The sequence below is a fragment of the Parasutterella sp. genome, assembly GCF_057870745.1.
Genome location: NZ_DBMALT010000018.1, coordinates 1 through 25,595, shown reverse-complemented (window position 1 = coordinate 25,595; position 25,595 = coordinate 1). Strand labels below are relative to the sequence as shown.

Annotated in this window: 21 protein-coding genes and 5 tRNA genes; 6 read left to right on the top strand and 20 right to left on the bottom strand. The window is 51.3% G+C overall.

What is annotated here, in order from left to right; genetic code table 11:
• Positions 1 to 15: 15 nt before the first annotated feature.
• The 19 genes from fusA to ACZND6_RS06325 all read right to left on the bottom strand — a co-directional run bounded on the left by fusA (position 16) and on the right by ACZND6_RS06325 (position 17,993).
• On the bottom strand, positions 16 to 2,118 hold the full coding sequence (gene fusA / locus ACZND6_RS06415; RefSeq protein WP_008810415.1) for an elongation factor G: 2,103 nt from the start codon (positions 2,116 to 2,118) through the stop codon (positions 16 to 18).
• 57 nt (positions 2,119 to 2,175) lie between these two features.
• Complete coding sequence (rpsG, locus tag ACZND6_RS06410; RefSeq protein ID WP_008810414.1) at positions 2,176 to 2,649, bottom strand: 30S ribosomal protein S7; 474 nt, start codon at positions 2,647 to 2,649, stop codon at positions 2,176 to 2,178.
• Positions 2,650 to 2,757: 108 nt separating this feature from the next.
• Positions 2,758 to 3,135: a 30S ribosomal protein S12 gene (gene rpsL / locus ACZND6_RS06405; protein WP_008810413.1), complete on the bottom strand. Its 378-nt coding sequence runs from the start codon at positions 3,133 to 3,135 to the stop codon at positions 2,758 to 2,760.
• A gap of 289 nt (positions 3,136 to 3,424) precedes the next feature.
• The gene (rpoC, locus tag ACZND6_RS06400; RefSeq protein ID WP_083769652.1) at positions 3,425 to 7,669 is read right to left on the bottom strand and encodes a DNA-directed RNA polymerase subunit beta'; all 4,245 of its coding nucleotides are present in this window, start codon (positions 7,667 to 7,669) and stop codon (positions 3,425 to 3,427) included.
• Positions 7,669 to 11,802, bottom strand: a complete 4,134-nt coding sequence (gene rpoB, locus ACZND6_RS06395; protein WP_008810411.1) for a DNA-directed RNA polymerase subunit beta — start codon at positions 11,800 to 11,802, stop codon at positions 7,669 to 7,671. The genes rpoC and rpoB overlap by 1 nt, the downstream gene beginning before the upstream one ends.
• Positions 11,803 to 12,031: 229 nt before the next feature.
• Complete coding sequence (rplL, locus tag ACZND6_RS06390; RefSeq protein ID WP_008810410.1) at positions 12,032 to 12,409, bottom strand: 50S ribosomal protein L7/L12; 378 nt, start codon at positions 12,407 to 12,409, stop codon at positions 12,032 to 12,034.
• A 48-nt stretch (positions 12,410 to 12,457) separates the two neighbouring features.
• Positions 12,458 to 12,988 carry a 50S ribosomal protein L10 gene (rplJ, locus tag ACZND6_RS06385; RefSeq protein ID WP_008810409.1) on the bottom strand — a complete coding sequence of 177 codons (531 nt, stop codon included), beginning with the start codon at positions 12,986 to 12,988 and terminating at the stop codon, positions 12,458 to 12,460.
• A gap of 257 nt (positions 12,989 to 13,245) precedes the next feature.
• On the bottom strand, positions 13,246 to 13,938 hold the full coding sequence (gene rplA, locus ACZND6_RS06380; protein ID WP_008810408.1) for a 50S ribosomal protein L1: 693 nt from the start codon (positions 13,936 to 13,938) through the stop codon (positions 13,246 to 13,248).
• Complete coding sequence (rplK, locus tag ACZND6_RS06375) at positions 13,938 to 14,372, bottom strand: 50S ribosomal protein L11 (RefSeq protein WP_008810407.1); 435 nt, start codon at positions 14,370 to 14,372, stop codon at positions 13,938 to 13,940. Before rplK ends, rplA begins: the two co-directional genes overlap by 1 nt.
• Before the next feature lie 108 nt (positions 14,373 to 14,480).
• Positions 14,481 to 15,017, bottom strand: coding sequence for a transcription termination/antitermination protein NusG (gene nusG, locus ACZND6_RS06370; RefSeq protein WP_008810406.1), 537 nt, complete (start codon positions 15,015 to 15,017; stop codon positions 14,481 to 14,483).
• Between the two features lie 12 nt (positions 15,018 to 15,029).
• The gene (gene secE, locus ACZND6_RS06365) at positions 15,030 to 15,413 is read right to left on the bottom strand and encodes a preprotein translocase subunit SecE (protein ID WP_008810405.1); all 384 of its coding nucleotides are present in this window, start codon (positions 15,411 to 15,413) and stop codon (positions 15,030 to 15,032) included.
• 53 nt (positions 15,414 to 15,466) lie between these two features.
• Positions 15,467 to 15,542: transfer RNA gene (locus ACZND6_RS06360), tRNA-Trp, on the bottom strand.
• 12 nt (positions 15,543 to 15,554) lie between these two features.
• Positions 15,555 to 16,745 carry an elongation factor Tu gene (gene tuf, locus ACZND6_RS06355; RefSeq protein ID WP_008864676.1) on the bottom strand — a complete coding sequence of 397 codons (1,191 nt, stop codon included), beginning with the start codon at positions 16,743 to 16,745 and terminating at the stop codon, positions 15,555 to 15,557.
• Between the two features lie 52 nt (positions 16,746 to 16,797).
• Positions 16,798 to 16,872 (bottom strand) — tRNA-Thr (locus ACZND6_RS06350).
• A 5-nt stretch (positions 16,873 to 16,877) separates the two neighbouring features.
• A tRNA-Gly gene (locus tag ACZND6_RS06345) sits at positions 16,878 to 16,951 on the bottom strand.
• 45 nt (positions 16,952 to 16,996) lie between these two features.
• Positions 16,997 to 17,082: transfer RNA gene (locus ACZND6_RS06340), tRNA-Tyr, on the bottom strand.
• A gap of 125 nt (positions 17,083 to 17,207) precedes the next feature.
• Positions 17,208 to 17,293, bottom strand: a tRNA-Tyr gene (locus ACZND6_RS06335).
• Between the two features lie 24 nt (positions 17,294 to 17,317).
• Positions 17,318 to 17,683: a hypothetical protein gene (locus ACZND6_RS06330; RefSeq protein WP_008810402.1), complete on the bottom strand. Its 366-nt coding sequence runs from the start codon at positions 17,681 to 17,683 to the stop codon at positions 17,318 to 17,320.
• A gap of 4 nt (positions 17,684 to 17,687) precedes the next feature.
• Positions 17,688 to 17,993: a hypothetical protein gene (locus ACZND6_RS06325; RefSeq protein WP_008810401.1), complete on the bottom strand. Its 306-nt coding sequence runs from the start codon at positions 17,991 to 17,993 to the stop codon at positions 17,688 to 17,690.
• A 340-nt stretch (positions 17,994 to 18,333) separates the two neighbouring features.
• Here ACZND6_RS06325 and folE2 point away from each other — a divergent pair, with 340 nt between their 5' ends.
• The 5 genes from folE2 to ACZND6_RS06300 all read left to right on the top strand — a co-directional run bounded on the left by folE2 (position 18,334) and on the right by ACZND6_RS06300 (position 23,171).
• Complete coding sequence (gene folE2 / locus ACZND6_RS06320; RefSeq protein WP_008865134.1) at positions 18,334 to 19,140, top strand: GTP cyclohydrolase FolE2; 807 nt, start codon at positions 18,334 to 18,336, stop codon at positions 19,138 to 19,140.
• Between the two features lie 29 nt (positions 19,141 to 19,169).
• On the top strand, positions 19,170 to 20,915 hold the full coding sequence (gene argS / locus ACZND6_RS06315) for an arginine--tRNA ligase (protein ID WP_489524480.1): 1,746 nt from the start codon (positions 19,170 to 19,172) through the stop codon (positions 20,913 to 20,915).
• A 12-nt stretch (positions 20,916 to 20,927) separates the two neighbouring features.
• Positions 20,928 to 21,470 (top strand): SPOR domain-containing protein, encoded by a 543-nt coding sequence (locus tag ACZND6_RS06310; RefSeq protein ID WP_008810398.1) that lies wholly within the window; start codon positions 20,928 to 20,930, stop codon positions 21,468 to 21,470.
• A 66-nt stretch (positions 21,471 to 21,536) separates the two neighbouring features.
• Positions 21,537 to 22,166 (top strand): thiol:disulfide interchange protein DsbA/DsbL, encoded by a 630-nt coding sequence (locus tag ACZND6_RS06305; RefSeq protein ID WP_008810397.1) that lies wholly within the window; start codon positions 21,537 to 21,539, stop codon positions 22,164 to 22,166.
• Between the two features lie 153 nt (positions 22,167 to 22,319).
• Positions 22,320 to 23,171 carry an SDR family oxidoreductase gene (locus ACZND6_RS06300; protein ID WP_008810396.1) on the top strand — a complete coding sequence of 284 codons (852 nt, stop codon included), beginning with the start codon at positions 22,320 to 22,322 and terminating at the stop codon, positions 23,169 to 23,171.
• Positions 23,172 to 23,213: 42 nt separating this feature from the next.
• Here the strand turns inward: ACZND6_RS06300 and ACZND6_RS06295 are convergent, their stop codons facing one another.
• Positions 23,214 to 24,794 carry a RecQ family ATP-dependent DNA helicase gene (locus ACZND6_RS06295; protein WP_278851320.1) on the bottom strand — a complete coding sequence of 527 codons (1,581 nt, stop codon included), beginning with the start codon at positions 24,792 to 24,794 and terminating at the stop codon, positions 23,214 to 23,216.
• A gap of 161 nt (positions 24,795 to 24,955) precedes the next feature.
• On the opposite strand from ACZND6_RS06295, the gene ACZND6_RS06290 reads away from it, so the two are divergent.
• On the top strand, positions 24,956 to 25,456 hold the full coding sequence (locus ACZND6_RS06290) for a nitrate reductase (RefSeq protein WP_008865138.1): 501 nt from the start codon (positions 24,956 to 24,958) through the stop codon (positions 25,454 to 25,456).
• Positions 25,457 to 25,595 lie beyond the last annotated feature (139 nt).

The window sequence follows — 25,595 nt, the reverse complement described above, 5'->3', positions numbered from 1 at the left end:
AACAGCGTTTAAAAATTACTTCGTTTTTGCTTCAATCACAGCTTCGGCAACGTTCTTCGGAGCTTCAGCGTAATGTTTGAATTCCATTGTGTAGGAAGCACGACCTTGAGTCAGAGAACGGAGCTGTGTAGCATAACCGAACATTTCAGACAGCGGAACTTCAGCCTTAACAGCTTTGCCTCCGCCGGGCAAGTCGTCCATACCCTGGATCACACCGCGGCGAGAAGAAAGGTCGCCCATGACGTCGCCCATCTTTTCTTCCGGGGTTTCAACTTCAACAGCCATGATCGGCTCAAGCAGAACCGGGCTGGCATTGCGCATACCTTCTTTGAAAGCCATAGAACCGGCCATCTTGAAGGCGTTTTCGTTAGAGTCCACTTCATGGTAAGAACCGAAGTGGAGTGTTGCCTTAACGTCAACAACCGGGTAACCGGCCAGAACACCGGACTTCATGGTGTCTTCGATACCCTTCTGAACGGCAGGAATGTATTCGCGGGGAACAACACCGCCCTTGATAGCATCGACGAACTCGTAGCCCTTGCCGGGGTTCGGTTCGAGCTTCAGAACAACGTGGCCGTACTGACCACGGCCGCCGGACTGCTTAACAAACTTAGCTTCGGCGTTCTCAACAGTAGAACGGATGGTTTCACGGTAGGCAACCTGAGGTTTGCCGACTGTGGCTTCAACGTTGAACTCACGACGCATACGGTCGACAAGAATGTCGAGGTGGAGCTCACCCATACCGGAAATAATGGTCTGACCGCTTTCTTCGTCAGTACGGACACGGAAAGACGGATCTTCCTGAGCCAGACGGTTAAGAGCGATACCCATTTTTTCCTGGTCGGCCTTAGTCTTGGGCTCAACAGCCTGAGAAATAACCGGTTCTGGGAATTCCATCTTTTCAAGGATGATCGGATGGTCGATAGCGCAGAGTGTATCGCCGGTGGTCACTTCTTTCAGACCGACGGCAGCTGCGATGTCGCCTGCGAGAACTTCCTTGATTTCTTTACGTTCGTTAGCGTGCATCTGCAGCAAACGACCGATACGTTCTTTCTTACCCTTGACGGAGTTCAGAACGGTGTCGCCGGAGTTAACAACGCCGGAGTACACGCGAAGGAAGGTCAGCTGACCGACGAACGGGTCAGTCATGATCTTGAAGGCAAGAGCGGAGAACGGCTCTTTATCATCAGCCTTACGACTAGCGACAGAATCGTCATCAGGATCAACACCTTGGACCGGAGGAATGTCAACCGGGCTCGGAAGCAGTTCAATAACAGCGTCAAGCATGCGCTGAACACCCTTGTTCTTGAACGCTGTACCGCAGAGCATCGGCTGAATTTCGTTGGCGATGGTACGCAGACGCAGACCCTTGTTGATGTCGGCCTCGGAGAGGTCGCCGTCGTTCAGGTACTTGTCCATCAGTTCTTCGTTAGCTTCGGCAGCAGCTTCAACCATGTTGCTGCGCCATTTTTCGGTTTCTTCAACCAGCTCGGCGGGAACGTCTTCGAATTTGAACTTCATGCCCTGAGAAGCTTCATCCCAAATGATGGCTTTTCTCTTGGCCAGATCGATAACGCCTTTGAAAGTGTCTTCAGCACCGATAGGAATAACGATAGGTACAGGATTAGCTTTCAGACGAGTCTTCATCTGATCGTAAACTTTGAAGAAGTTTGCGCCTGTACGGTCCATCTTGTTCACGAAAGCAAGACGGGGAACTTTGTATTTGTTAGCCTGACGCCAAACAGTTTCGGATTGAGGCTGGACACCGCCGACAGCACAGTAAACCATGCAGGCACCGTCCAGAACACGCATGGAACGTTCAACTTCAACAGTGAAGTCAACGTGTCCCGGGGTATCAATAATGTTGATACGGTGTTCGGGATGGTTCATGTCCATACCGCGCCAGAAAGCAGTAGTAGCAGCGGAGGTAATCGTAATGCCGCGTTCCTGTTCCTGTTCCATCCAGTCCATGGTCGCAGCGCCATCGTGCACTTCGCCAATCTTGTGATTAACGCCGGTGTAGAACAGAATGCGTTCCGTGGTGGTTGTTTTGCCCGCGTCGATGTGCGCGGAAATGCCGATATTGCGATAACGCTCAATCGGAGTTTTGCGAGCCATGTTTCTATCCTCTGATAATGGGGAGAGCCCGCCGGGCCTCCCCTATTGAAAAAGAAATTAGTTAAAACGGAAGTGAGAGAAGGCCTTGTTGGCTTCAGCCATACGATGAACTTCTTCACGCTTCTTCATAGCACCGCCGCGGCCTTCAGAGGCGTCGATAAGCTCGCCGGCCAAGCGGAGCGGCATAGATTTTTCACTTCTGCCCTTAGCAGCTTCACGCAGCCAGCGCATGGCCAGAGCCATACGACGGACAGGTCTAACTTCGACCGGAACCTGGTAGTTGGCACCGCCGACACGGCGGGACTTAACTTCAACCAGCGGACGAACATTGTTCAAAGCGTTTGTGAACACTTCGAGGGGATCTTTACCAGACTTGTTCTGGATTTCTTCCAAAGCGCCATACACGATGCGTTCTGCAACGGCTTTCTTGCCGTCAAGCATGATCATGTTGACGAATTTGGTGATCTCAACGGAACCGAATTTAGGATCCGGGAGAACTTCACGTTTAGGTACTTCGCGACGACGGGGCATGTTTACCTCAGTTTTGTCTTCAGTCAAATAATTTGAAAATGCATTTCCATCATGAAAATGCGACTTACTCGGTCATAAAAAGAGACCGTTACCGGGTGCGATCCGGTATTAAGCCTGTTTAGGACGCTTTGCGCCGTATTTAGAACGAGATTGCTTACGATCCTTGACACCCTGAGTATCAAGAGAGCCGCGGACGACGTGGTAACGAACGCCCGGCAAGTCCTTCACACGACCGCCGCGAATCAAAACGACGCTGTGTTCCTGAAGATTGTGGCCTTCACCTCCGATATAGGAGATGACTTCAAAGCCGTTGGTCAGGCGCACCTTGGCAACTTTACGAAGAGCGGAGTTCGGCTTCTTCGGAGTTGTTGTGTAAACACGGGTGCAGACACCGCGTTTCTGCGGGCAGTTGTTGAGCGCAGGGCTCTTGCTCTTTTCAATAGCTCTCTCGCGAGGCTTACGCACTAATTGGTTAATGGTCGGCATAAAGTCCGTATCCGAAACGATTAGAAAAACCACTCTTTTAACGGAGTGGAGGTTAATAAAAAACTTTAAGGAAAATGCGCGGACTCTGCGCGAAAGGACGTGCTGCACGGCAGCCGAGAAAGAGCGCAGAAACCCGGGCGGGATTCCGAAAAGTTCCGCATTATTGCGCAAATTCAACCAATTGTCAAACTTTTCTATTTGGCTGAATAGGTTAGCAATTGTATTCAGCGTTTTTCAAAAACCAAAAAAGCGGCCTTTCAGCCGCTTTTTTGGAGGAGTTAAAACCTAATTAGTTGTGATAGCTTTTGCTCTCACCGGTCACTTCTGCTTCGGGAATCGCAGGAACATCGCTCACGATGTTCTCGTTTCCGACATAAGCTTCGGAAGTTTCGATCTCATTGTCGTACTTGAAAGCATCGCGGTCGTGTCTGGCTCTGTGATAGGCCAAACCGGTACCAGCAGGAATCAAGCGGCCGACAATCACGTTTTCCTTCAGGCCGCGCAGTTCATCACGTTTGCCCATGATGGCTGCTTCGGTAAGCACTCGGGTCGTTTCCTGGAAGGAAGCGGCAGAGATGAAGGAGTCCGTAGACAAGCTGGCCTTGGTAATACCAAGAAGCAGATTGTCGTAAGTGGCGGGACGCTTGTTCTCGGCAAGAGCTTTTTCGTTCTCATCGAGCATTTCACTGCGTTCGACCTGTTCACCGGTGATGAACTTGGTGTCGCCCGGATCGGTAATGACAACGCGGCGAAGCATCTGGCGAACAATCACTTCAATATGTTTGTCGCTGATCTTCACACCCTGCAGACGGTACACAGCCTGGACTTCGTCAACAATGTAGCGAGCCAGAGCTTCGATACCCTGAAGTCTCAGGATGTCATGCGGATCGGCAGGACCGTCAACAATGACTTCGCCCTGGTGAACCACCTGACCGTCGTGAACCAGAATGTCCTTATCCTTAGGAATAAGAAATTCATGATCCTGACCCTGGGTGTCAGTAATGATCAGACGCTGTTTGCCCTTGGTTTCCTTACCGAAGGTAACGGTACCGCTTGCCTCGGCAAGAATACCTGCGTCCTTCGGAGAGCGGGCTTCGAAGAGCTCGGCAACACGCGGCAGACCGCCGGTAATGTCTCGAGTCTTCTGGCTTTCCGTCGGAATTCTGGCAAGCACGTCACCGACCTTGGCTTCGTCACCGTCATGAACGATGATGAGAGCGCCGACCGGCAGCTGAATGCTCACAGGATGCTCGGTGCCCGGAATCTTAACGGGCTCGTTGTTGGCATCGAGGAACTGAATCAGTGGCTTGCCGATCTTGCTGGAAGAAGAGTGCTTAGCGTCGATAACGACCAAAGAGCTCAAGCCGGTAACTTCGTCCACCTGGCTCTTAACCGTGACGTTGTCGATAACGTTGGCAAAGCGAACTTTACCTGCGTATTCGGTAACGATCGGACGAGTCATCGGATCCCAGTTGGCAAGTTCGGTTCCGATTTCAACCTGCTGACCATCGGATGCAAGGAGGTTGGCGCCGTAAGGAATCTTATGACGTTCTCTCTCGCGGCCGTTCGGACCTTCGATCACGATTTCGCCGGAGCGGGAAATCACAACCTTGTTGCCCTTCTCACCGGTCACATAGCGCATAGAGCTTGTGAAGCGAATCGTGCCGGCAGACTTCGTAACGACGTTGCTGGCAACAGCTGTACGGCTAGCAGCACCACCGATGTGGAACGTACGCATGGTCAGCTGAGTACCCGGTTCACCAATGGACTGGGCGGCGATAACACCGACAGCCTCACCGGCGTTAACGAGCTTGCCGCGGCCGAGATCGCGGCCGTAGCACTTGGCGCAAAGACCGTAGCGTGTTTCGCAGGTAAGCGGAGTACGGATCTTGACTTCGTCAATGCCGAGCTTCGTGATGAGTTCGACGTCGTCTTCTTCGAGCAGATGACCGGCCGGAAAGATTTCTTCCTGGGTATCCGGGTTGATAACCGGATCAGCCGTCACGCGGCCCAGAATACGGTCAGCCAGACTTTCGGTCACTTCACCGCCTTCAACCAAGGCTTTCATCAGAACGCCCTGATGGGTTCCGCAGTCGTCTTCTGTAACAACCAAGTCCTGGGTCACGTCAACCAAACGACGTGTCAGATAACCGGAATTAGCCGTCTTCAAAGCCGTATCAGCCAGACCCTTACGAGCACCGTGGGTAGACACGAAGTACTGCAGAACGTTCAGACCTTCACGGAAGTTCGCGGTAATCGGAGTCTCAATAATGGAGCCGTCCGGCTTAGCCATCAAACCACGCATACCGGCCAGCTGACGGATCTGAGTTGCAGAACCACGGGCACCGGAGTCCGCCATCATGTAGATGGAGTTGAAGGATTCCTGAGTTGTCTTGTTGCCGTGACGGTCGATAACAGGTTCGTTGGAGATTTCATCCATCATCACCTTACCGACTTTTTCTGTCGTACGGCCCCAAATATCAACCACCTTGTTATAGCGTTCGCCGGCAGTCACCAAACCGGAAGTGTACTGAGCATCGATCTCTTTGACTTCCTGTTCGGCTTCGTGAACGATCTCGTTCTTCTGTTCTGGAACGATCATGTCGTCGATAGCAATCGACAGACCGCCGATGGTAGCGAGGTGGTAGCCGCGCTGCATCAGTTTGTCGGCGAAGATCACGGTTTCACGCAGACCACAACGGCGGAAAGCCATGTTAATCAGCTTGGCGATCTCTTTCTTCTTGAGGGTCTTGTTCAAAACGGAGAACGGCAGGCCCGGAGGAAGAATTTCGGAAAGAAGCGCACGGCCGACGGTGGTTTCGTAACGAACCAGCTTCGGTGTCTTTTCACCGGTTTCCTTGTTGACGTCAAATTCTTTAACGCGAACGGTGCAGCGTGTCTGGAGCTCGACAACCTTGTTGGCCAAAGCGCGTTCAACTTCGCCGATATCGGCAAAGAACATGCCTTCGCCCTTTCCGTTGATACGGGAACGAGTCGAATAGTACAAGCCCAACACGATGTCCTGAGACGGAACGATCGAAGGATCGCCGTTGGCAGGGAACAGCACGTTGTTGGAAGCCAGCATCAGAGAACGGGCTTCAAGCTGTGCCTCTAAGGAAAGAGGTACGTGAACAGCCATCTGGTCGCCGTCGAAGTCAGCGTTGAATGCTGCGCAGACCAACGGATGCAGCTGAATGGCTTTGCCTTCAATCAGAAGCGGTTCGAACGCCTGAATACCGAGACGGTGCAGCGTAGGCGCACGGTTCAGCATCACAGGATGTTCGTAAATGACTTCTTCAAGGATGTCCCAAACGACCGGATCCTGATTCTCAACCATCTTCTTGGCAGCCTTGATTGTCGGAGCCAGACCGCGCAGTTCAAGCTTGTTGAAGATAAACGGTTTGAAGAGCTCAAGAGCCATCAGTTTCGGCAGACCGCACTGATGCAGTTTCAGGTACGGACCGACGGTAATAACGGAACGGCCAGAGTAGTCAACACGTTTACCCAACAGGTTCTGACGGAAGCGGCCGCCCTTACCTTTGATCATGTCTGCCAAAGACTTCAGCGGACGCTTGGAAGGACCGGTCATGGCTTTGCCGCGGCGGCCGTTGTCCAGCAGAGAGTCAACGGCTTCCTGCAGCATACGCTTTTCGTTGCGGACGATGATGTCCGGAGCTTTAAGCTCAAGAAGTCGTTTCAGACGGTTGTTACGGTTGATCACGCGGCGATAGAGGTCGTTCAGATCGCTTGTGGCGAAACGGCCGCCGTCGAGCGGCACCAGCGGACGAAGATCCGGCGGAAGAACCGGAAGAACATCCATAACCATCCACTCAGGCTTAATGCCGGAGCGCTGGAAGCCTTCGAGAACTTTCAGACGCTTGGCAATCTTCTTGACCTTAGCTTCGCTGGTAGTTTCGGAAAGCTCTCTGCGGAGATCCTCGACTTCTTCGTCAATGTTGATAGTAGCCAGAAGCTCTTTAATGGCTTCAGCACCCATCATGGCCTTGAATTCGTCACCGTATTCTTCGGTCTTGGCCATGTAGTCGTCTTCGGTCATGAGCTGGCCTCTGCGCAGCTCGGTCATGCCGGGATCAACAACGATATAGGCTTCGAAATACAAGACGCGTTCGATATCACGCAGAGGGATATCGAGAACCATACCCATGCGGGACGGAAGGCTCTTCAAGAACCAAATGTGCGCAACAGGGCTCGCCAGTTCAATGTGGCCCATGCGTTCGCGGCGGACTTTGGAAAGTGTGACTTCAACGCCGCACTTCTCGCAGACGATACCCTGATGTTTCAGGCGCTTGTATTTGCCGCAAAGACATTCGTAGTCCTTAATCGGTCCGAAAATCTTTGCGCAGAACAGGCCGTCGCGTTCGGGTTTGAACGTACGGTAGTTAATTGTCTCAGGCTTCTTTACTTCACCGTAAGACCAAGAACGAATCTTTTCCGGGGAAGCAATGCCGATCTTGATCGCGTCAAACGGCTCATTCTCTTTATTTGTCTTAAAGAGAGAGTTAAAAGCTTTCATCATTTTTTAGAAGATTCCTTATCACGGTCTAAATCAATGTCAATGCCCAGAGAGCGGATTTCCTTAACGAGAACGTTGAAGGATTCCGGCATTCCGGCGTCGATCACGTGATCGCCCTTGACAATGTTTTCGTAGAGCTTTGTACGTCCCGTCACGTCGTCAGACTTAACAGTAAGCATTTCCTGCAGGACATAGCTGGCACCGTAAGCTTCAAGCGCCCAGACTTCCATTTCACCGAAACGCTGACCGCCGAACTGAGCTTTACCGCCGAGAGGCTGCTGTGTAACCAGAGAGTACGGACCGGTAGAACGAGCATGCATCTTGTCGTCGACCAAGTGGTGCAGTTTCAGATAGTGCATCACGCCGACGGTAACAGGACGGTCAAATGCGTCGCCGGTGCGTCCGTCAAAGAGCTGGGCCTGAGTCTTGGAAGGAGTCAGGTGCAGTTTCTTCGCGGTTTCTTCCGGGAAGGCAAGATTGAGCATCTCACGGATGTCGCTTTCGCTTGCGCCGTCGAACACGGGGGTTGCGAACGGAACACCCTTCTTCAGGTGTTTGGCCAGATCGATGATTTCGTCATCGGTCAGAGAATCAAAGTCTTCCTTCTTACCGCTGCTCTTGTTGTAAATCGTGTTCAAGAACTCACGGATCTCTGCGACCTGCTTGCTACGCTCGTGCTTGAGCATTTCAGCAATTCTCCAGCCTAAACCGAAAGCAGCCCAGCCCAAGTGAACTTCAAGAACCTGACCGATGTTCATTCGGGAAGGCACGCCCAGCGGGTTCAGAACGATGTCAACAGGTCTGCCGTCGGCCATGAAAGGCATATCTTCGACACGAGTGATGCGGGAAACCACACCCTTGTTGCCGTGACGACCGGCCATCTTGTCACCGGGCTGCAGACGACGCTTAACGGCCAGATAAACCTTGACCATCTTCTGAACGCCTGTCGGCAGTTCGTCGCCCTGAGTCAGTTTCTTGCGTTTTTCGTTCCAAGCTTCGTCGAACTCTTTACGTTTGGCTTCCAAGGAAATGCGGACTTCTTCGATCTGCTTCTGCAGCTCTTCGTCAGCCATACGGATGTCAAACCACTTGTGAACATTGAGGCCGTCGAGGTATTCCTTAGTGACTTTCTTGCCCTTGCCTAAGCCGTCAGGACCGCCCTGAGCAACATTGCCGATCAGCTGACGAGCCAGACGTTCGAAAGCATCGCGCTCAACAATTCTCAACTGGTCATTCAGGTTGGTGCGGTAACGCTTCAGTTCATCGTCAATGATGGACTGGGCGCGTTTGTCGCGTTCGATGCCTTCACGTGTGAAGACCTGAACGTCGATAACGGTACCGACCATGCCGCTCGGGACGCGCAGAGAAGTATCCTTAACGTCGCTGGCTTTTTCACCGAAGATAGCGCGAAGCAGTTTCTCTTCCGGAGTCAGTGTAGTTTCTCCCTTCGGAGTCACTTTACCGACCAGAACGTCACCGGCCTTGACTTCAGCACCGATGTAAACGATGCCGGATTCGTCGAGACGGTTGATCTGGTTTTCGCTCAGATTCGAAATATCGCGCGTAATTTCTTCGCTGCCGAGTTTGGTATCACGGGCCTGAACAGAAAGCTCTTCAATGTGGATGGAAGAATAACGGTCATCAGCAACCACTTTTTCGCTCACCATCACAGAGTCTTCGTAGTTGTATCCGTTCCACGGCATGAAGGCAACGATCATATTCTGACCTAATGCCAGTTCGCCGAGATCGGTCGAAGCACCGTCAGCAATCACGTCGCCCTTGGCGATATGGTCGCCGGGGTTGACGATAGGACGCTGGTTGATATTCGTACCCTGGTTGGAACGTGTAAATTTCTGAAGGTTGTAAATGTCCACACCAACTCTGCCGGGGACGTTTTCTTCGTCATTTACACGAACAACGATACGGTTGGCGTCGACGTAGTCAACAACACCGCCGCGCTCTGCCTGAACAGTCGTACCGGAGTCAACCGCAACCGTTCTTTCGATGCCCGTACCGACAACAGGTTTTTCCGGACGGAGACAGGGAACGCCCTGACGCTGCATGTTGGAACCCATCAAAGCACGGTTCGCGTCATCGTGTTCCAGGAACGGAATCAGGGAAGCAGCAACGGAAACGATCTGTGCCGGAGCCACGTCCATGTACTGAACGCGTTCGGGACGCATCAGGACGAATTCGCCTTTATCACGGCAGCTGACGAGCTCGTCGCTCAGGTTGCCCTTGTCATCGATGGAAGCGTTAGCCTGAGCAATAATGTAGTTGCCTTCATCGATTGCAGAGAGGTAGGCGATTTCGTTGGTTACGTGACCGTCGATCACTTTTCTGTACGGTGTCTCAAGGAAACCGTAGTCGTTCAGACGCGCATAAAGAGCCAGAGAGTTAATCAAACCGATGTTCGGACCTTCAGGCGTTTCAATCGGGCAGACACGACCGTAGTGAGTCGGATGCACGTCTCGAACTTCGAAGCCTGCGCGCTCACGAGTCAAGCCGCCCGGGCCCAATGCGGAAATACGGCGCTTGTGCGTGATTTCAGACAGCGGGTTGGTCTGATCCATGAACTGGCTCAGCTGAGAAGAACCGAAGAAGTCGCGAATAGCTGCGCTGATCGGTTTGCTGTTGATCAGGTCATGCGGCATCAGATTGTCGGATTCGGCCTGTCCCAAACGTTCACGAACGGCACGCTCGACACGAACAAGACCGGAACGGAACTGGTTTTCTGTCAATTCACCGACACAGCGGACGCGACGATTGCCCAAGTGGTCAATATCGTCAACCTGGCCCTCGCCGTTGCGAAGCTGAACGATAGCCTTCATCGTATCGATGATGTCTTCCGGTTCAAGCGTCATCGGACCGGTTTCGGTACCGCGGTTGAAGCGGGAATTAATCTTCATGCGGCCGACGCGGGACAGATCGTATGTTTCGGGATCGAAGAACAGACGACGGAACAATGTCTCAACAGCTTCTTCTGTAGGCGGTTCGCCCGGACGCATCATGCGGTAGATCGCAATACGTGCGGACAGCTGATCAGGAGTTTCGTCCAGTCTCAGAGTGTCGGAAATGTACGGACCGCGGTTCAGTTCGTTGATGTACAGCGTATCGAAAGAATCGATGCCGTGCTCGCGGATCTTCTCAAGAAGTTCCGGAGTAATTTCATCGTTGGCGTTGGCCACGACTTCACCGGAATCTTCGTCATACAGATTCGTAGCGATGACCTTACCGATGAGGTTGTCAAGCGGAACCGGAAGTTCGGTAATGCCGAGCTTTTCGATTTCACGAACGTGACGGGCATTGATACGCTTATCCTTGGCAACAATAACTTTGCCTTCCGGATCTTTAATATCAAAAGCGGCAATTTCACCGCGGAGACGAGACGGAATGATCTCGAGCGTGGCGCCGTCCTGGGTCAGTGTGTAGTGATCGAATTCGTAGAACTGCTTCAGAATGCTTTCCGGTGTCATGCCCAATGCTTTGAGCATGATGGTTCCGGGCATCTTGCGGCGACGGTCGATACGGAAGTGAAGAATGTCTTTCGCATCGAATTCAAAGTCGAGCCAAGAGCCGCGGTACGGAATAATACGGGCGCTGAACAGCAGTTTTCCGGAGCTGTGTGTCTTGCCGCGATCGTGCTCAAAAAATACGCCCGGAGAACGATGAAGCTGAGATACAATAACGCGCTCGGTACCGTTGATGATGAAAGATCCTTTTTTCGTCATCAAAGGGATTTCACCCATGTAAACTTCTGACTCGCGGATCTCTTTTACAGTAGACTGCTTGGGTTGGTCCCTGTCGAAAATAACAAGACGGACTTTTGCTCTGAGGCGAGAGCAATAATTCAGTCCGCGAAGCTGACATTCAGAGACATCAAAGACAGGATCGTCTAAAATATATTCCTGAAATTCAAGCCTGGCTAAACCGTTGTGGCTGACGATAGGGAAGATGGATTTAAATGCACCCTGCAAACCTTCATCACGGCGCTCTGCAGCGGGAACATCTGCCTGCAAAAATTCGTGGTAGGAATGCAACTGCGTTTCCAGTAAGGAAGGCACTTCAAGTACGCTCGGACGCTTGGCAAAGCTTTTCCGAATACGCTTCTTTTCAGTGAACGAGTACGACATGAACGCTCCGTTCGAAAGAGAAAAAAAGAAAATTCCCCAAAAGCAATAACAGACACGAATAGCCACGCCGAGCCCTCACCAGGGCCCAATGCGCGGCAAAACTCAAATTGTCTAAATTATGCTCCTGCAGAAGACTTTGGCTGGATCATACTGAATGACCCACTCAAAGTTTTCCGATAGGAAAAAAAACAAGGCTCCAAATTTGGAGCCTTGCAGTATAACTGAAAAATTACTTCAGTTCAACCTTGGCGCCAGCGGCTTCCAGTTTCTTCTGGGCTTCTTCAGCGTCAGCCTTGGCAAGGCCTTCCTTAACAGTCTTAGGAGCGCCGTCGACGAGGTCTTTGGCTTCCTTCAGGCCGAGTCCGGTCAGTTCACGGACAGCCTTAATAACCTGAACCTTGTTAGCGCCGATTTCTTTCAGAACGACGTCGAATTCGGATTTTTCTTCAGCAGGAGCAGCAGCGCCACCGGCAGGGGCAGCAACAGCAACAGCAGCTGCAGCAGCGGAAACACCGAATTTTTCTTCCATCATTTTGATGAGTTCGGAAACTTCGAGAACGGACATGGACGCAATTGCGTCAAGGATTTCTTCTTTGGACAAAGCCATTTTGGTAACTCCAATACGTTGTGTAACTAAAAATTAAAACTTACAAAATCAGGCAGCAGCCTGTTCTTTGGCATCGCGCACTGCAGCAAGAGTTCTGACGAAACGTGCGGGAACTTCGTTGAGCGTACGAACGAACTTAGCAACCGGTTCGTTCATCGTGGCCATCAACTTAGCCAGCAATTCATCGCGGCTCGGCATTGTGGCAAGTTTTTCAACGCCGGCAACGTCAAGGACGTTGTTGGGCATTGCACCAGCCTTAATAACGAGCTGCGGGTTTGTCTTGGCAAAGTTAGCCATGACCTTGGCAGGAGCCACAGGGTCAGCAGAAAAACCGTAAAGAAGGGGTCCGACAAACTGATCGGACAAGCCTTCGAACGGAGTGTCTTTGACGGCACGGCGTGCTAAGGTGTTTTTCAAAACGCGCAACTGAACACCATTCTCACGTGCTTCTTTACGGAGTTTGGTGGCTGCATCTACGGTCAGCCCACGGTATTCGGCAATAACAAGACCTTCGGTACCAGCGATGATTTCGCTGATCTCTTTGATCATGTCAGCCTTTTCTTGTCTATTAAGACCCATGGTCTGCTCCACTCAGAGGTGCTGCTTTCACAGCACCGGTTCAAAATAACCGGCTCACTCCGAGAGTTCCAAGGAATCTGTCCGTCAGGACACACAACGCTTGTTCTCTCTTCGGTTGCCATCTACGCTGGTTTTCCGCTTCGGGATATTAAGAATGACACATTCGCCAGCGGTCTTTGACGGCTACAGCCCAGAGGCTGTAACCCAAAGTCCTTTACTTGGGCTTGCGCCCGGTTTCGGATTGCTCCGAAACGAAATTAGTTCAATGTCTGAACGTCAACCTTGACACCGGGGCCCATTGTCGAACTAACCGCAACTTTACGAATATAAACGCCCTTCGTAGAAGCGGGTTTGATCTTGTTCAGCTGCTCAATGAGGGCCTTGATGTTCGTAAGAAGCTGTTCAACTTCGAAGGAAGCACGACCGACAGGAGCGTGAATGATACCGGCTTTGTCAGCACGGAACTGAACCTGACCGGCCTTAGCGTTCTTAACAGCCTGAGCAACGTTCGGTGTAACAGTACCGACTTTCGGGTTCGGCATTAAGCCGCGCGGGCCGAGGATCTGACCTAACTGACCGACAACACGCATTGCTGCGGGTTCAGCAATCACAACGTCGAAATCCATCTTGCCGCCTTTGATTTCGTGGGCTAAATCTTCCATACCGACGATATCGGCACCGGCTTCTTTAGCAGCTTCTGCAGCAGCGCCCTGGGCGAAAACTGCAACACGAACTGTCTTGCCTGTACCGGCAGGCATAACGACAGAACCGCGGACAGCCTGATCGCTCTTACGAGGATCGATGCCGAGCTGAACAGCGATATCAACGGATTCGTTGAACTTGGCATTGGCAAGAGCTTTGACGAGTTCGACAGCTTCATTCAAAGCGTAGAACTTCTGGGCTTCAACTTTGCTCTTGTTCTCTTTTTCGCGTTTGCTGATCTTCGCCATTATTTCACTCCTTCAACGGTGATACCCATGGAACGAGCGCTTCCGGCGATAGTGCGAACCGCGGCGTCCATATCGGCAGCTGTAAGGTCAGGCATCTTGGTCTTAGCGATCTCTTCAGCCTGAGCACGTGTAATCTTGCCGACTTTGTCTGTATGCGGACGGGCAGAACCCTTCTGAATCTTTGCAGCCTTCTTGATCAGGATGGTGGCCGGAGGAGTCTTCATCACGAAGGTGAAACTCTTGTCGGCGTAAGCCGTGATCACGACAGGGATAGGAAGACCCGGTTCAACGCCTTGTGTTTTTGCGTTGAAGGCCTTGCAGAATTCCATAATGTTCAAGCCGCGCTGACCCAGAGCCGGACCGATAGGTGGCGAGGGATTAGCCTTACCGGCAGGAACCTGAAGCTTAATAAAGCCTACAATTTTCTTTGCCATTTATTTTCCTTACGGGTAGACGCTTCGGCAATGAAGCTCCCCGAGGTAAAGAGTCCATAAAAATAAGAAGTTTCCTGCTCGGACTCTCAGGCAGAAAACCGATATTCTTTAAGCCTTCTCGACTTCGTTGAAAGCCAGTTCAACGGGAGTGTCGCGGCCGAAGATCGATACCATAACACGAAGTCTGTTCTTGTCATAGTTCACTTCTTCGATTATTCCGTTAAAGTCTGTAAACGGACCGTTCTTTATGCGAACAGAACCGCCGACTTCAAATTCGACACGAGGTCTGGGAGCCTCGGAACCGGCTTCCATTTTGCTCTTGATGGCTTCAATGTCCTTAGCAGGCAGCGGAGACGGCTTGTTTGCACTGCCGCCCAGGAAGCCCGTAATTCTAGCCGTATTTTTGACGAGATGCCAAGTCTCGTCGTTCATGATCATTTTGACGAAGATGTAGCCCGAGTACATACGGCGGGTGGAAACACGCTTTTTGCCGTTTTTCACCTCGGAGATGTCCTCTGTCGGAACCAAAATCTCTTCGAAACAATCCTGCAGTCCCTCACGAGCAATTCTCTCTCTCAGAGCAGACTCGGCACTCTTCTCCATTCCGGAATAAGTGTGCACAACGTACCATTTCATATCGGACATTTTCAACTCTCTTTAGATCAGAGAAAGAAGGACATCGTAAAGAAGAAACTCGATGAGTTTGTCAACGATGAAAAGGAAGAAGGCAATCACGACCACGAAGGCACAGACAATACCGGTGGTATTGATCGTTTCCTTTCTGGTCGGCCAAACAACTCTTCTCAGTTCTTCGTAGGAGGCCTTGCAGTACTTGGCAAATTCTTTGCCGGGTGCGCTGAACCAACCTAAAACAACGCCGACGACTAAGCTGCCGATCAAAATACCCACGCGAATACCGGTAGGTTGTTCCGCCAGTAAGGCAAAAGCAAAAACTCCGCTTACTGCAATAAGGATAGCAATCGTCATCAAAAGGACGCCGCCTTTTGATTCTGTTGCCGGTGTTGCGTTTTGCGTACTCATTTACTGTTTCCGTGAAATCAAACCGCGACCCTAAGGCCGCGGTTCGTTTTTGGTGGCAGGGGCAGAAGGAATCGAACCCTCAACCTACGGTTTTGGAGACCGTCGCTCTGCCAATTGAGCTATACCCCTAAAAATCTTTTATTAGCCGACGATCTTAGAAACAACGCCGGCACCGACTGTGTGGCCGCCTTCACGAATAGCGAAGCGGAGGCCTTCTTCCATAGCAATCGGAGCAATCAGCTTAACGTCCATACGGATGTTGTCGCCAGGCATAACCATTTCAACGCCTTCCGGCAGTTCGATCGTTCCGGTAACGTCAGTTGTACGGAAGTAGAACTGAGGACGATAGCCTTTGAAGAACGGTGTGTGACGGCCGCCTTCTTCCTTAGTCAGAACGTAAACTTCTGCCTGGAATTCGGTGTGCGGAGTGATCGTGCCGGGTTTGGCAAGAACCTGACCGCGTTCGACGTCTTCACGCTTTGTACCGCGGAGCAGAACACCGATGTTGTCACCGGCCTGACCCTGATCAAGCAGCTTACGGAACATTTCGACGCCCGTGCAGGTTGTCTTCTGAGTCGGACGGATACCGACGATTTCGAGTTCGTCGCCGACTTTGACGATACCGCGTTCAACACGGCCGGTAACAACGGTACCGCGGCCGGAGATGGAGAACACGTCTTCAACCGGCATGAGGAACGGCTGGTCGATAGCACGTTCCGGAGTCGGGATGTAGCTGTCGAGTGTGTCGGCAAGCTTCAGGATGGATTCTTCACCCATCGGGCCTTTGTCGCCGTCGAGAGCCATACGAGCAGAACCCTTGATGATAGGAATATCGTCGCCGGGGAAGTCGTAGTTGCTCAGGAGTTCGCGAACTTCCATTTCAACCAGTTCAAGCAGTTCTTCGTCATTGACGAGGTCGCACTTGTTCAGGTAAACGATGATGTAGGGAACACCGACCTGACGGGCAAGAAGGATGTGCTCACGGGTCTGAGGCATAGGACCGTCGGAAGCGGCAACAACCAGAATAGCGCCGTCCATCTGAGCAGCACCGGTAATCATGTTCTTGACGTAGTCAGCATGGCCCGGGCAGTCAACGTGTGCGTAGTGACGGCTTTCGGTTTCGTATTCGACGTGAGCGGTGTTAATCGTAATACCGCGAGCTTTTTCTTCAGGAGCTGCGTCGATCTGGTCGTAGGCTTTGGCTTCACCGCCGAACTTCTTGGAAAGAACGGTTGTGATAGCGGCTGTAAGGGTTGTCTTACCATGGTCAACGTGACCGATTGTGCCAACGTTTACATGGGGCTTAGTACGTTCGTACTTTTCTTTTGCCATGTCTAGCTCCTGAGTGCCTGTCAACGGACAGGCTTAAATGAATAAAATTTAATGGTGCCCATGATGCGGATCGAACGCATGACCTCTCCCTTACCAAGGGAGTGCTCTACCACTGAGCCACATGGGCGGCACTGGAGCGGGTGAAGGGAATCGAACCCTCGTCGTAAGCTTGGAAGGCTTCTGCTCTACCATTGAGCTACACCCGCTCAAACAGAAAGCGTTCGAGCCGAACGCTTTTGTTGGAAATCTTATGGTGGAGGGGGATGGATTCGAACCATCGTAGGCGTAAGCCAACAGATTTACAGTCTGCCCCCTTTAGCCACTCGGGCACCCCTCCACTCTCGGAGAACGCAGATTTTGGCAAGTTTATTTTGGTTTGTCAAGTCTACGGCAAAAATTTTTACAAGTTTTGACAGATTTCACCAACTTGGGTAATCGTCTTCAGACTTACGTCAGAACCTCTGGTGGAGGGGGATGGATTCGAACCATCGTAGGCGTAAGCCAACAGATTTACAGTCTGCCCCCTTTAGCCACTCGGGCACCCCTCCGGAGGAAATGCGCATTCTACATGATTAAAAGATATTTGACAATTGGCCTGCGACTCCGGCCAATAAACAGATCCAGCCGGCATTCATTAAATGGCTGATCCACGGGCGTTTCGCACGTTCTTTCTGTCTCAGCTTTTCGATAGCAGCTTCCCTTTTTGCCGGGTCTGAAATGTAAGCCAGTATCGCCAGTTCCGTGCTTCTAAAGCACATGCCGATAAAGACGAGCGACAGGCCGAGGTCACCGACAGCTTCGGCAACATAGCCGTCAGAAAAGCCAGCCGCTGCCTTTCCCATCATTCCTGCAGAAAACAGATATAAGGCAGTACGCCAAAATACCGCGATCTTGGATTCGGAGATCGGTGTTTTTGTCGGTTGTTGTATGCCAGGCATTAGATTATTTCTCTTTTTTTATTTCTTCTACTTCGATGACTTCAGCGTCAACCGCCTGAGTCTTATTCCACTTCTTGGGAACGATCGACGTCCTCGCCGACGCGTCGTAATAGTCGCCGGGGTTGTCCTCGGTGTAAGTCCTTCCGCCCTGGAAAAAGCCGAAGACTTTACTGCTGAGCCAGATGAGGCAGGAAAGTGCAAACACACCGATAAGTACCGCACCTACAACCGGAAGAATAAACATAGCGCCCAAAAATATGAGCGCAATGATCAAGCCGGCCCAAATGAGTTTGGAAATAGGATAACGCACGAACTCTCCCCTTCTTATTAACTTAGCGGCAACCTCTTTGAGGTTATGCGGATTCTTACTCCACGCCCCTAATATATTACTAATTAGATTTGCTACAAAGCAAAACTCATCAAAACTGAAAGACGTTGTAAAAATTTGTAGGCTTCCTCCCCTCCCATTCTCTTCTTTTCCGGTTGGAAAACCGCCGTCAAAGGTTTGATTCCGACTAACGAAAACTCTTTAAAGACTAGGTTTTTCTCGACTTGACAGCTCACAGCGCTAAAAGCAGCCGCTATATTTAGAGGTATACTCCACAGACTATGTATTGTGGCCGAACTATTCGGTTTTACAGAGGATTTCAATGACAGATAATAAATTAATGGTTCTTCCTGATGTCCAGTCTTCGGCTGACAGAAGAAATATTCCCATTCGTCGCGTCGGCGTCAAAGGGATCCGAACCCCTATTCTGGTAAAAAGCCAGAGCGGCGCACAGCACACTGTGGCCGATGTCGAAATGTATGTTTCCCTGCCCGCAGACAAGAAGGGTACCCACATGTCCAGATTCTGGACCCTGCTCGGCGGCATCAATAAGCCTTTCGCTCCCCAGATGATGGTCGAAGTCATGCAGGAAATGCTTGCTTCCCTGAAGTCTGACGGCGGCTATATCCGCTTGGCCTTCCCTTTCTTCATGGAAAAATCCGCTCCCGTCTCCCATCTTCAGAGCACAATGGACTACGACGTGGTTCTGACTGCCGAATGTGCAGACGGAAAGATTACCGTGACTCAGGAAGTCATTGCTCCGGTCACCAGCCTTTGCCCCTGCAGCAAGGAAATCAGTAAGTACGGCGCACACAACCAGCGCTCTCACGTTTCAATCACTGCGGAACTCGAAACGAACTTCCCCATTGAAAAGCAGATTGAAATGATTGAGAGCTGCGCCTCCTGCCAGGTTTGGGGTCTGCTGAAACGTTCCGACGAGAAATACGTCACGGAACACGCCTATGAAAATCCGAAGTTTGTCGAAGACCTCGTTCGTGACGTCGCCATCAGATGCCAGGACGAACCGGCAATTCTTGCCTTCACGGTCGAGGCAGAAAACTTTGAATCGATTCATAACCACTCTGCCTTTGCTTCCCTGCACTTTGACAAGAGACAAACGGCGGAATAATCCTGCTCTGATTAGGAAATAGGTCTTTTATGCTTGCCTCACAGAAAACCAAAATCACCGAGCTTTTCAAGAATGCTCTGGCGGCCGTCGGTGCTCCGGAGAGCACCAAAATTGTTCTCGAGCGCCCCAAACAGCAGAGCCACGGTGACATTGCCTGCACAGTGGCGCTCCAATGTGCAAAAGCCATGAAGCAGCCTCCGAGAGTCATTGCGGAAAAACTGGTCGAAGAGCTTCGAAAAGAAACCGCCGACTCCGAGATGTTTTCTGCCATTGAGATTGCCGGCCCCGGATTCATCAATCTCAAACTCGCACCCTTTCTTAAGCAGGATGTCGTTCGAGAAATTTTGAAAGAGGGTCCGGCCTACGGCTGCTCCGATGCGCACACCGGTGAGTCCATTCTCCTGGAATACGTTTCGGCTAACCCGACCGGACCTCTTCATTTGGGCCATGCAAGACAGGGCGCACTAGGCGATGTCCTCTCTCGTATGCTCAAGAGTCAGGGCTGGGCGGTCACGCGTGAGTTTTACTACAACGATGCCGGCAACCAGATTCATAACCTTGCCATCAGCGTTCAGGCACGCTGCTACGAACTCCAAAACAAACCGTTCGAGTTCCCTGAAGACGGCTACAAGGGTGCTTATGTTCTTGACATCGCTCAGGACTTTCTCGCCAAGGAACCGATCCATACTTTCGACGGCAAGGTAGTAGAAAGCAGCGGCAATCCGGATGACCTCGAGAACATCCGCGCTTACGCGGTGGCTTATCTCAGAGAAGAGCAGCACAAGGACCTGACGGCTCTTGGTGTAGCTTTCGACAACTACTACTTGGAAAGCTCCCTGTACTCTGACGGCAGAGTTGCCAAAGCAGTTCAGGCCATTCGGAACGCAGGTAAAACGTACGAGAAAGACAGAGCCTTATGGTTTAAGAGCACGGATTACGGTGACGATAAAGACCGCGTTATGCGCAAAGCCGACGGTTCTTACACGTATTTCGTTCCGGATGTTGCTTATCACTTAGCCAAATTTGAGCGCGGCTTCAACCGAGCTTTAAATATCCAGGGCTCCGATCACCACGGCACGGTCGCTCGCGTCCGCGCTGGCATTCAAGCCGCTTCAGGAGACTTCGGCTTCAACATTCCGAAGACTTTCCCCGAGTACATGCTGCACAAGATGCTTCAGGTGGTCAAAGACGGACAGCCCGTCAAGATGAGCAAACGCAGCGGCACTTACGTCACGCTCTCTGACTTGGTCAACTGGGTCGGAAAAGATGCTGCACGTCTCTTCATGGTTAATCGCAGAGCCGACGCTGAGTTTGTTTTTGATGTGGATTTGGCCCTTAGCCAGTCCGACGAAAACCCGGTCTACTATCTGCAGTACGCCCATGCCAGAATCTGCTCTGTTTTTGCCCAGGCGCAGGAAAAAGGCATTGAGGTCCCCTCTGTCGAAGAAATGGCCTCTGAAGACCTGTCTTCTTTGACTGCTCCGACCGAACTCAGACTGATGAGCAAACTTTCTGATTTCCCGACGGCTTTGGCAAACGGTACTGAGGACCTGTCTCCTTTGGCATTGGTCACGTACCTTAAGGAACTGGCTGCTGATTTCCATTCTTTCTACAATGCCGAAAGAGTGCTGGTCGATGACGAAAAGCTGCGCAACGCCCGCTTGGCCCTTCTGGTCGCCACCCGACAGGTTCTGCGCAACGGACTGGAAATCTTGGGCGTCTCTGCTCCTGAAAGATTGTCTCGTGCCGATCAGCCGGCTGACTCAACTAAATAAGGTTTAAGCTCCATGGCAAGAAATTCCGGCGGCGGATTTGGAACCTGGTTTTACGGATTCCTCGTAGGAGGAGTCATCGGTGTCGGCTGCTGCGCAGCTGCAGCGTTGTACATCACTAAGGCTCCGATCCCATTCGTAAATAAAGTTAATCAAGCCAGCGAAAAAATCAATCCTATCGCCGGCGGCACTATTCCTGATCCGAATAAACCGCTTTCTGCCAGCGGCGGCGCCCCTGTGAACGCGCCTAAGAGCCGAGTCGTGACGGTAGAACCGCCGACAAGTGAGCAGGCCGCCGAGGAAACTAAACTTCAGATTGAACAGGGTTCGCGCTTTGTCGTGCAGGCCGGTGCCTTCAGCACTCAGGTCGACGCTGAAGCCCGAAGAGCCGAGCTCGGATTCTTAGGGTTTGAAGCTCGAGTGATTCCCAGAACCGACGGGGCAAAAACCCTTTATCGCGTTCGTCTCGGACCGTACGGAACCGCCCAGGAAGCCAACGACGTCAAGTCCAAGCTTCAGGCCAACTCCATTACGGCGACTGTCGGGCGCGTTAAGTAATTTTTTATTCACCGAACCGAAGGGAGATCCTCCCTCCGGTTCTTTCGTATTAGTAGGTCAAAACTTATGCTTCGAAGAATTTTGTTGTCCGCTTGTCTTTTACTTCCGGTCGTCGGATACGCTTCAGCCGAAAATCCGGTCGCCGGGCAGGACTACACGGTTTTGAAAACACCGGTGCAGACTCAGGAGCCCAAGAAGATTGAAGTCTTAACTTTCTTCGCTTACACCTGCCCTCACTGCTATACCTATGAGAAAGATGTCCTGCCTTGGAGCGAAAAGCTCCCGGATGACGTCGTTTTCCGTCAGATTCCTGTTGCCTGGACTCCAAAGAGCTTCCACTTCACTAAGACTTACTACGCCTTGGAAGCAATGCACAAACTGCATCCCTACCATGAGATGCTGTTTAATGCCGTCATCAAGGAAAGAAAAGAATTCCCCGACCTCAACAGCATCGCGGATTTCTTTGCACAGAACGGCCTGAACAAAGAAGAGTTCCTCAAGAACGCCAACTCTTTCTCGACCAAAGTCAAAAATGACCGCGCTTTCAAAACTTGGCAGGCCTATGAAATCGACGGTACGCCCGCCAACGCCGTCAACGGAAAGTACATCACTGCCCCGCACATGGTCGGCACTCGAGAAGGTGCAATTCAGGTAATGAATTACCTGATCGAAAAAGAACGAGCCGCGAAGAAATAATCGGCTTCGGTCCAAAGGAGGTTCGCCTCCTTTTTCTGTTCTCTGCAGCTTCTTTAGACGACGGTATTCGCCGCCCGCGATAAGCTGTGTATGATTATCTCCATTAAGAATATCTATCCGCCGGGCACAGAATGTCCGGCCGCGGAGTAACAAATGAACATTTTCCTGACTGGAGCATCAAGCGGCATCGGACAAGCCCTAGCAAAAGAATTTGCAGCAAACGGCGCCACGCTTGGTCTTGTTGCCAGACGTGAAGACAAGCTCAAAGAGTTGATCGCAGAACTTCCGAATCCTGAACTGCATACGGCGATCGTCTGCGACGTTACGGATCGTGATCGTTTAATCGAAGAAGCCCGTAAGTTCGATGAGGCCTGCGGTGGAGTCGATATTGCGGTTGCCTGTGCCGGTATTTCCGTCGGTGTAAAAACACAATACCGAGAAGACTTAGACGTCTTTGACAAAGTCTTTGATACCAACGTATTCGCAATGGCATCTACTTTCCATGCGTTTATCGATCCGATGATCAAGCGTAAACGCGGAACTCTGGTCGGAATTGCCAGTGTCGCCGGTATTCGCGGTCTTCCGGGAAGCGAAGCTTATTGCGCCAGCAAATCCGCCGCGATCACGTACTGCGAAAGCCTTCGTGTTGAAATGCAGAAATACGGCGTCAAAGTCGTAACGATCTCTCCGGGATTCGTTAAAACGCCTTTAACCGCCCATAATCCTTACAAGATGCCTTTCATTATGGAGCCGGAAGCATTCGCCAAAGAAGCCGTCAAGGTAATCATGGTCGGCAAAAAGTACGCCACGATTCCATGGGAAATGGGCGTTCTGTCAAAAATTCTTCGCCTCATCCCGAACTGGCTCTTCGATAAGATTTTGGCTTCCCGTAAGCAAAAACCGCGCTCTGGCACCGCCGGAACGTCGAAGGCCGAAAACCGACCGGTCTCTGAAAAGTCTCCGAACGCGGTTCCGACCGTCAACAAAACAGACGAAAACAAGTGAAGTGCTTAAACTGACGTAACGCTTAACACGCTCAAGCCGAAATCAATAGTTTCGGCTTTTTCTTTGTCCAGATCCGTGTTCGGAAAGAAAAACGGGAGCCAACGAGCTCAGGAAGCGGCGGCTTTTATCCGTTAAAAAGAGGCCGTTGTAAGAAGAGAATTCCACGCCCACAGCTTCTTTCAAAAGCAGGTACCGATAAACCGCCCGCAGCTGGCTTTCTGAAAACTCCGTCCCGATTTTCCATGTACTAAGTTCCTGAAAATCATGCTGCCAAATAAACGGAGTTTCGATACCGTGCAGAATCTCTATCACTTGTGCGGCATTCAGGTAAAGCTTCGATTTCTCGTAGGACCGCCACACCGTAGAGAGGAATTTTTTTACGGCCGTAGAGGCATCCCAGCTTTTCTCGGAGGCAAGACAGTTGTCGCATTGTCCGCAGGCCTCCTTTGTTTCTTCTCCGAAGTAAGCCAAAAGGAGATTTCTTCGACACTCCGTGCTTTCGGCGTAGCCCTGCATCACGTCCTGCTTCACCTCGGAGATGTTCTTATACCAATCCTCGGCGTCACTTTCTGCAATGCGTTTCTTCTGAAAGAACGCATCGCCTCCGCTAAAACAAAGCCATGCTTCTGCCTTTTGACCGTCTCGCCCGGCCCTTCCGATTTCCTGGACGTAATTCTCGATGCTTTTAGGCAGAGAAGTATGCGCTACGAAACGGACATCCGCCTTATCGATACCCATGCCAAAAGCAATCGTCGCCACAATCACCGCGTCCTTTTCATGCAGGAAACGGGTCTGACTCAGCTCTCGTTGCTCCCGGCTCAGTCCGGCGTGATAGCAAAGGCAATTAATTCCTTCCGCTGCCAGAAAGGCGCAAATCGTCTCCGCTTTAGCTCGGGAGCTCGTGTAAACGATACCGCTTTCTCCGGCGTGCTTTTCTTTTATGAAGGCTAGCAGCTGTTCATTGCCTCGCTTTCTGCGGACCACAGTAATTCGGAGATTTTTTCTCTCCAGGCTCATGGCATGCACATAAGGTTCTACGAGCAATTTTTCGCAGATATCTCGCGAACTAATAGCGTCGGCAGTGGCTGTAAGGGCAATTCTTGGAACCGAAGGAAAACGTTCTTTTAATGCACTTAGAAGCCGATACTCAGGCCGAAAGTCATGCCCCCAGCTCGAAACGCAATGCGCTTCGTCATAAGCAAACAAAGAAACGCAGCTGTCCTCCAGAAGACGGCAAAAAGAGGGATTGGAAAGGCGCTCCGGAGAGACATAAAGAATCTTGATCTTCTCGTCTCGTATTAGCTCTACCGTGGAAGAAATTTCATCCCATTCCATGTTTGAGCTTAAGTAGGCGGCCGCCACGTTTTTCTTTTTCAGCGCATCCACTTGGTCCTTCATAAGAGAGATCAGCGGCTCAAAGACGACGGCCATGCCGTTCTTAACCAATGCCGGCAGCTGGAAACACAAACTCTTTCCCGCGCCCGTAGGCAGAAGGGCCAGCACGTCTCTTCCTTCCAGGAGCGCTTCGATAATCGCCTCCTGCCCTTCGCGGTAATCTTCATGACCGAAAACCGATTTAAGCGTCTCTCGGCATTTTTGAGTAACTTTTGTTTCCTTCGGCATGGCGCGAGGTTATCACATCCGTTGAGGCTCCGAGAGGCACAAATCTTTCAGAAGCTTTGCCAAAACGGGCAATAATGGTTGCTACTTAATTGTTTTCCCTAGATTTTGTTTTATCATGCTCGCATGTGACACAGGGTGTTTTCCCATTATCGAGTTTTCAGATGACAACAGAACTTAGCGCGCTTGCGAGATTATTGGTCTACCCGAGGCATCAGACATTAAACGAGCTGAACAAAATTGATCATATTTTGCAAAACTCGCGTCGTTTAGACCCCCACACGAAGGAAAATCTGAAAACATTCACCGTGGCTTTGTCGGCAGCTCCGATGTCTGCCCTTCAGAACATCTATCTGGCTTCTTTTGAGGAAGATTACAAGACGCTTGATCTGACGCAGCAAAATCATGAATCGGCAGAAGCTCTTAAACTGCTGGAAAATCTCTACCACGAGCACGGACAAGACTTTTCCGAAAAAGACGTTCCGCACTTCCTGCCCGCAATTCTGGAATTCCTGTCTACCGTGTCTTACAACGAAGCCCTGTCTTGGATTAAACAGGCGGAACCGGCGCTCCGCGCAATCGATCGTAAACTGCTTGATGTCTCGAGTCCTTGGCTGGCGGTAACAGACTCGCTCCTTTCCTTATCGAAGCGCGTAGCCGCATAAATTTTCGGCATTAAAAAACCTTCCGAAGGAAAATCACCTCGGAAGGTTTTTTGTTAGCGGTTCAATTGACCGTTAGACGTGGCTCTGTGATTTGCGGCGATGATGCTCGAAAGCAGCGGCCGTAAAGACAACGTCCGTC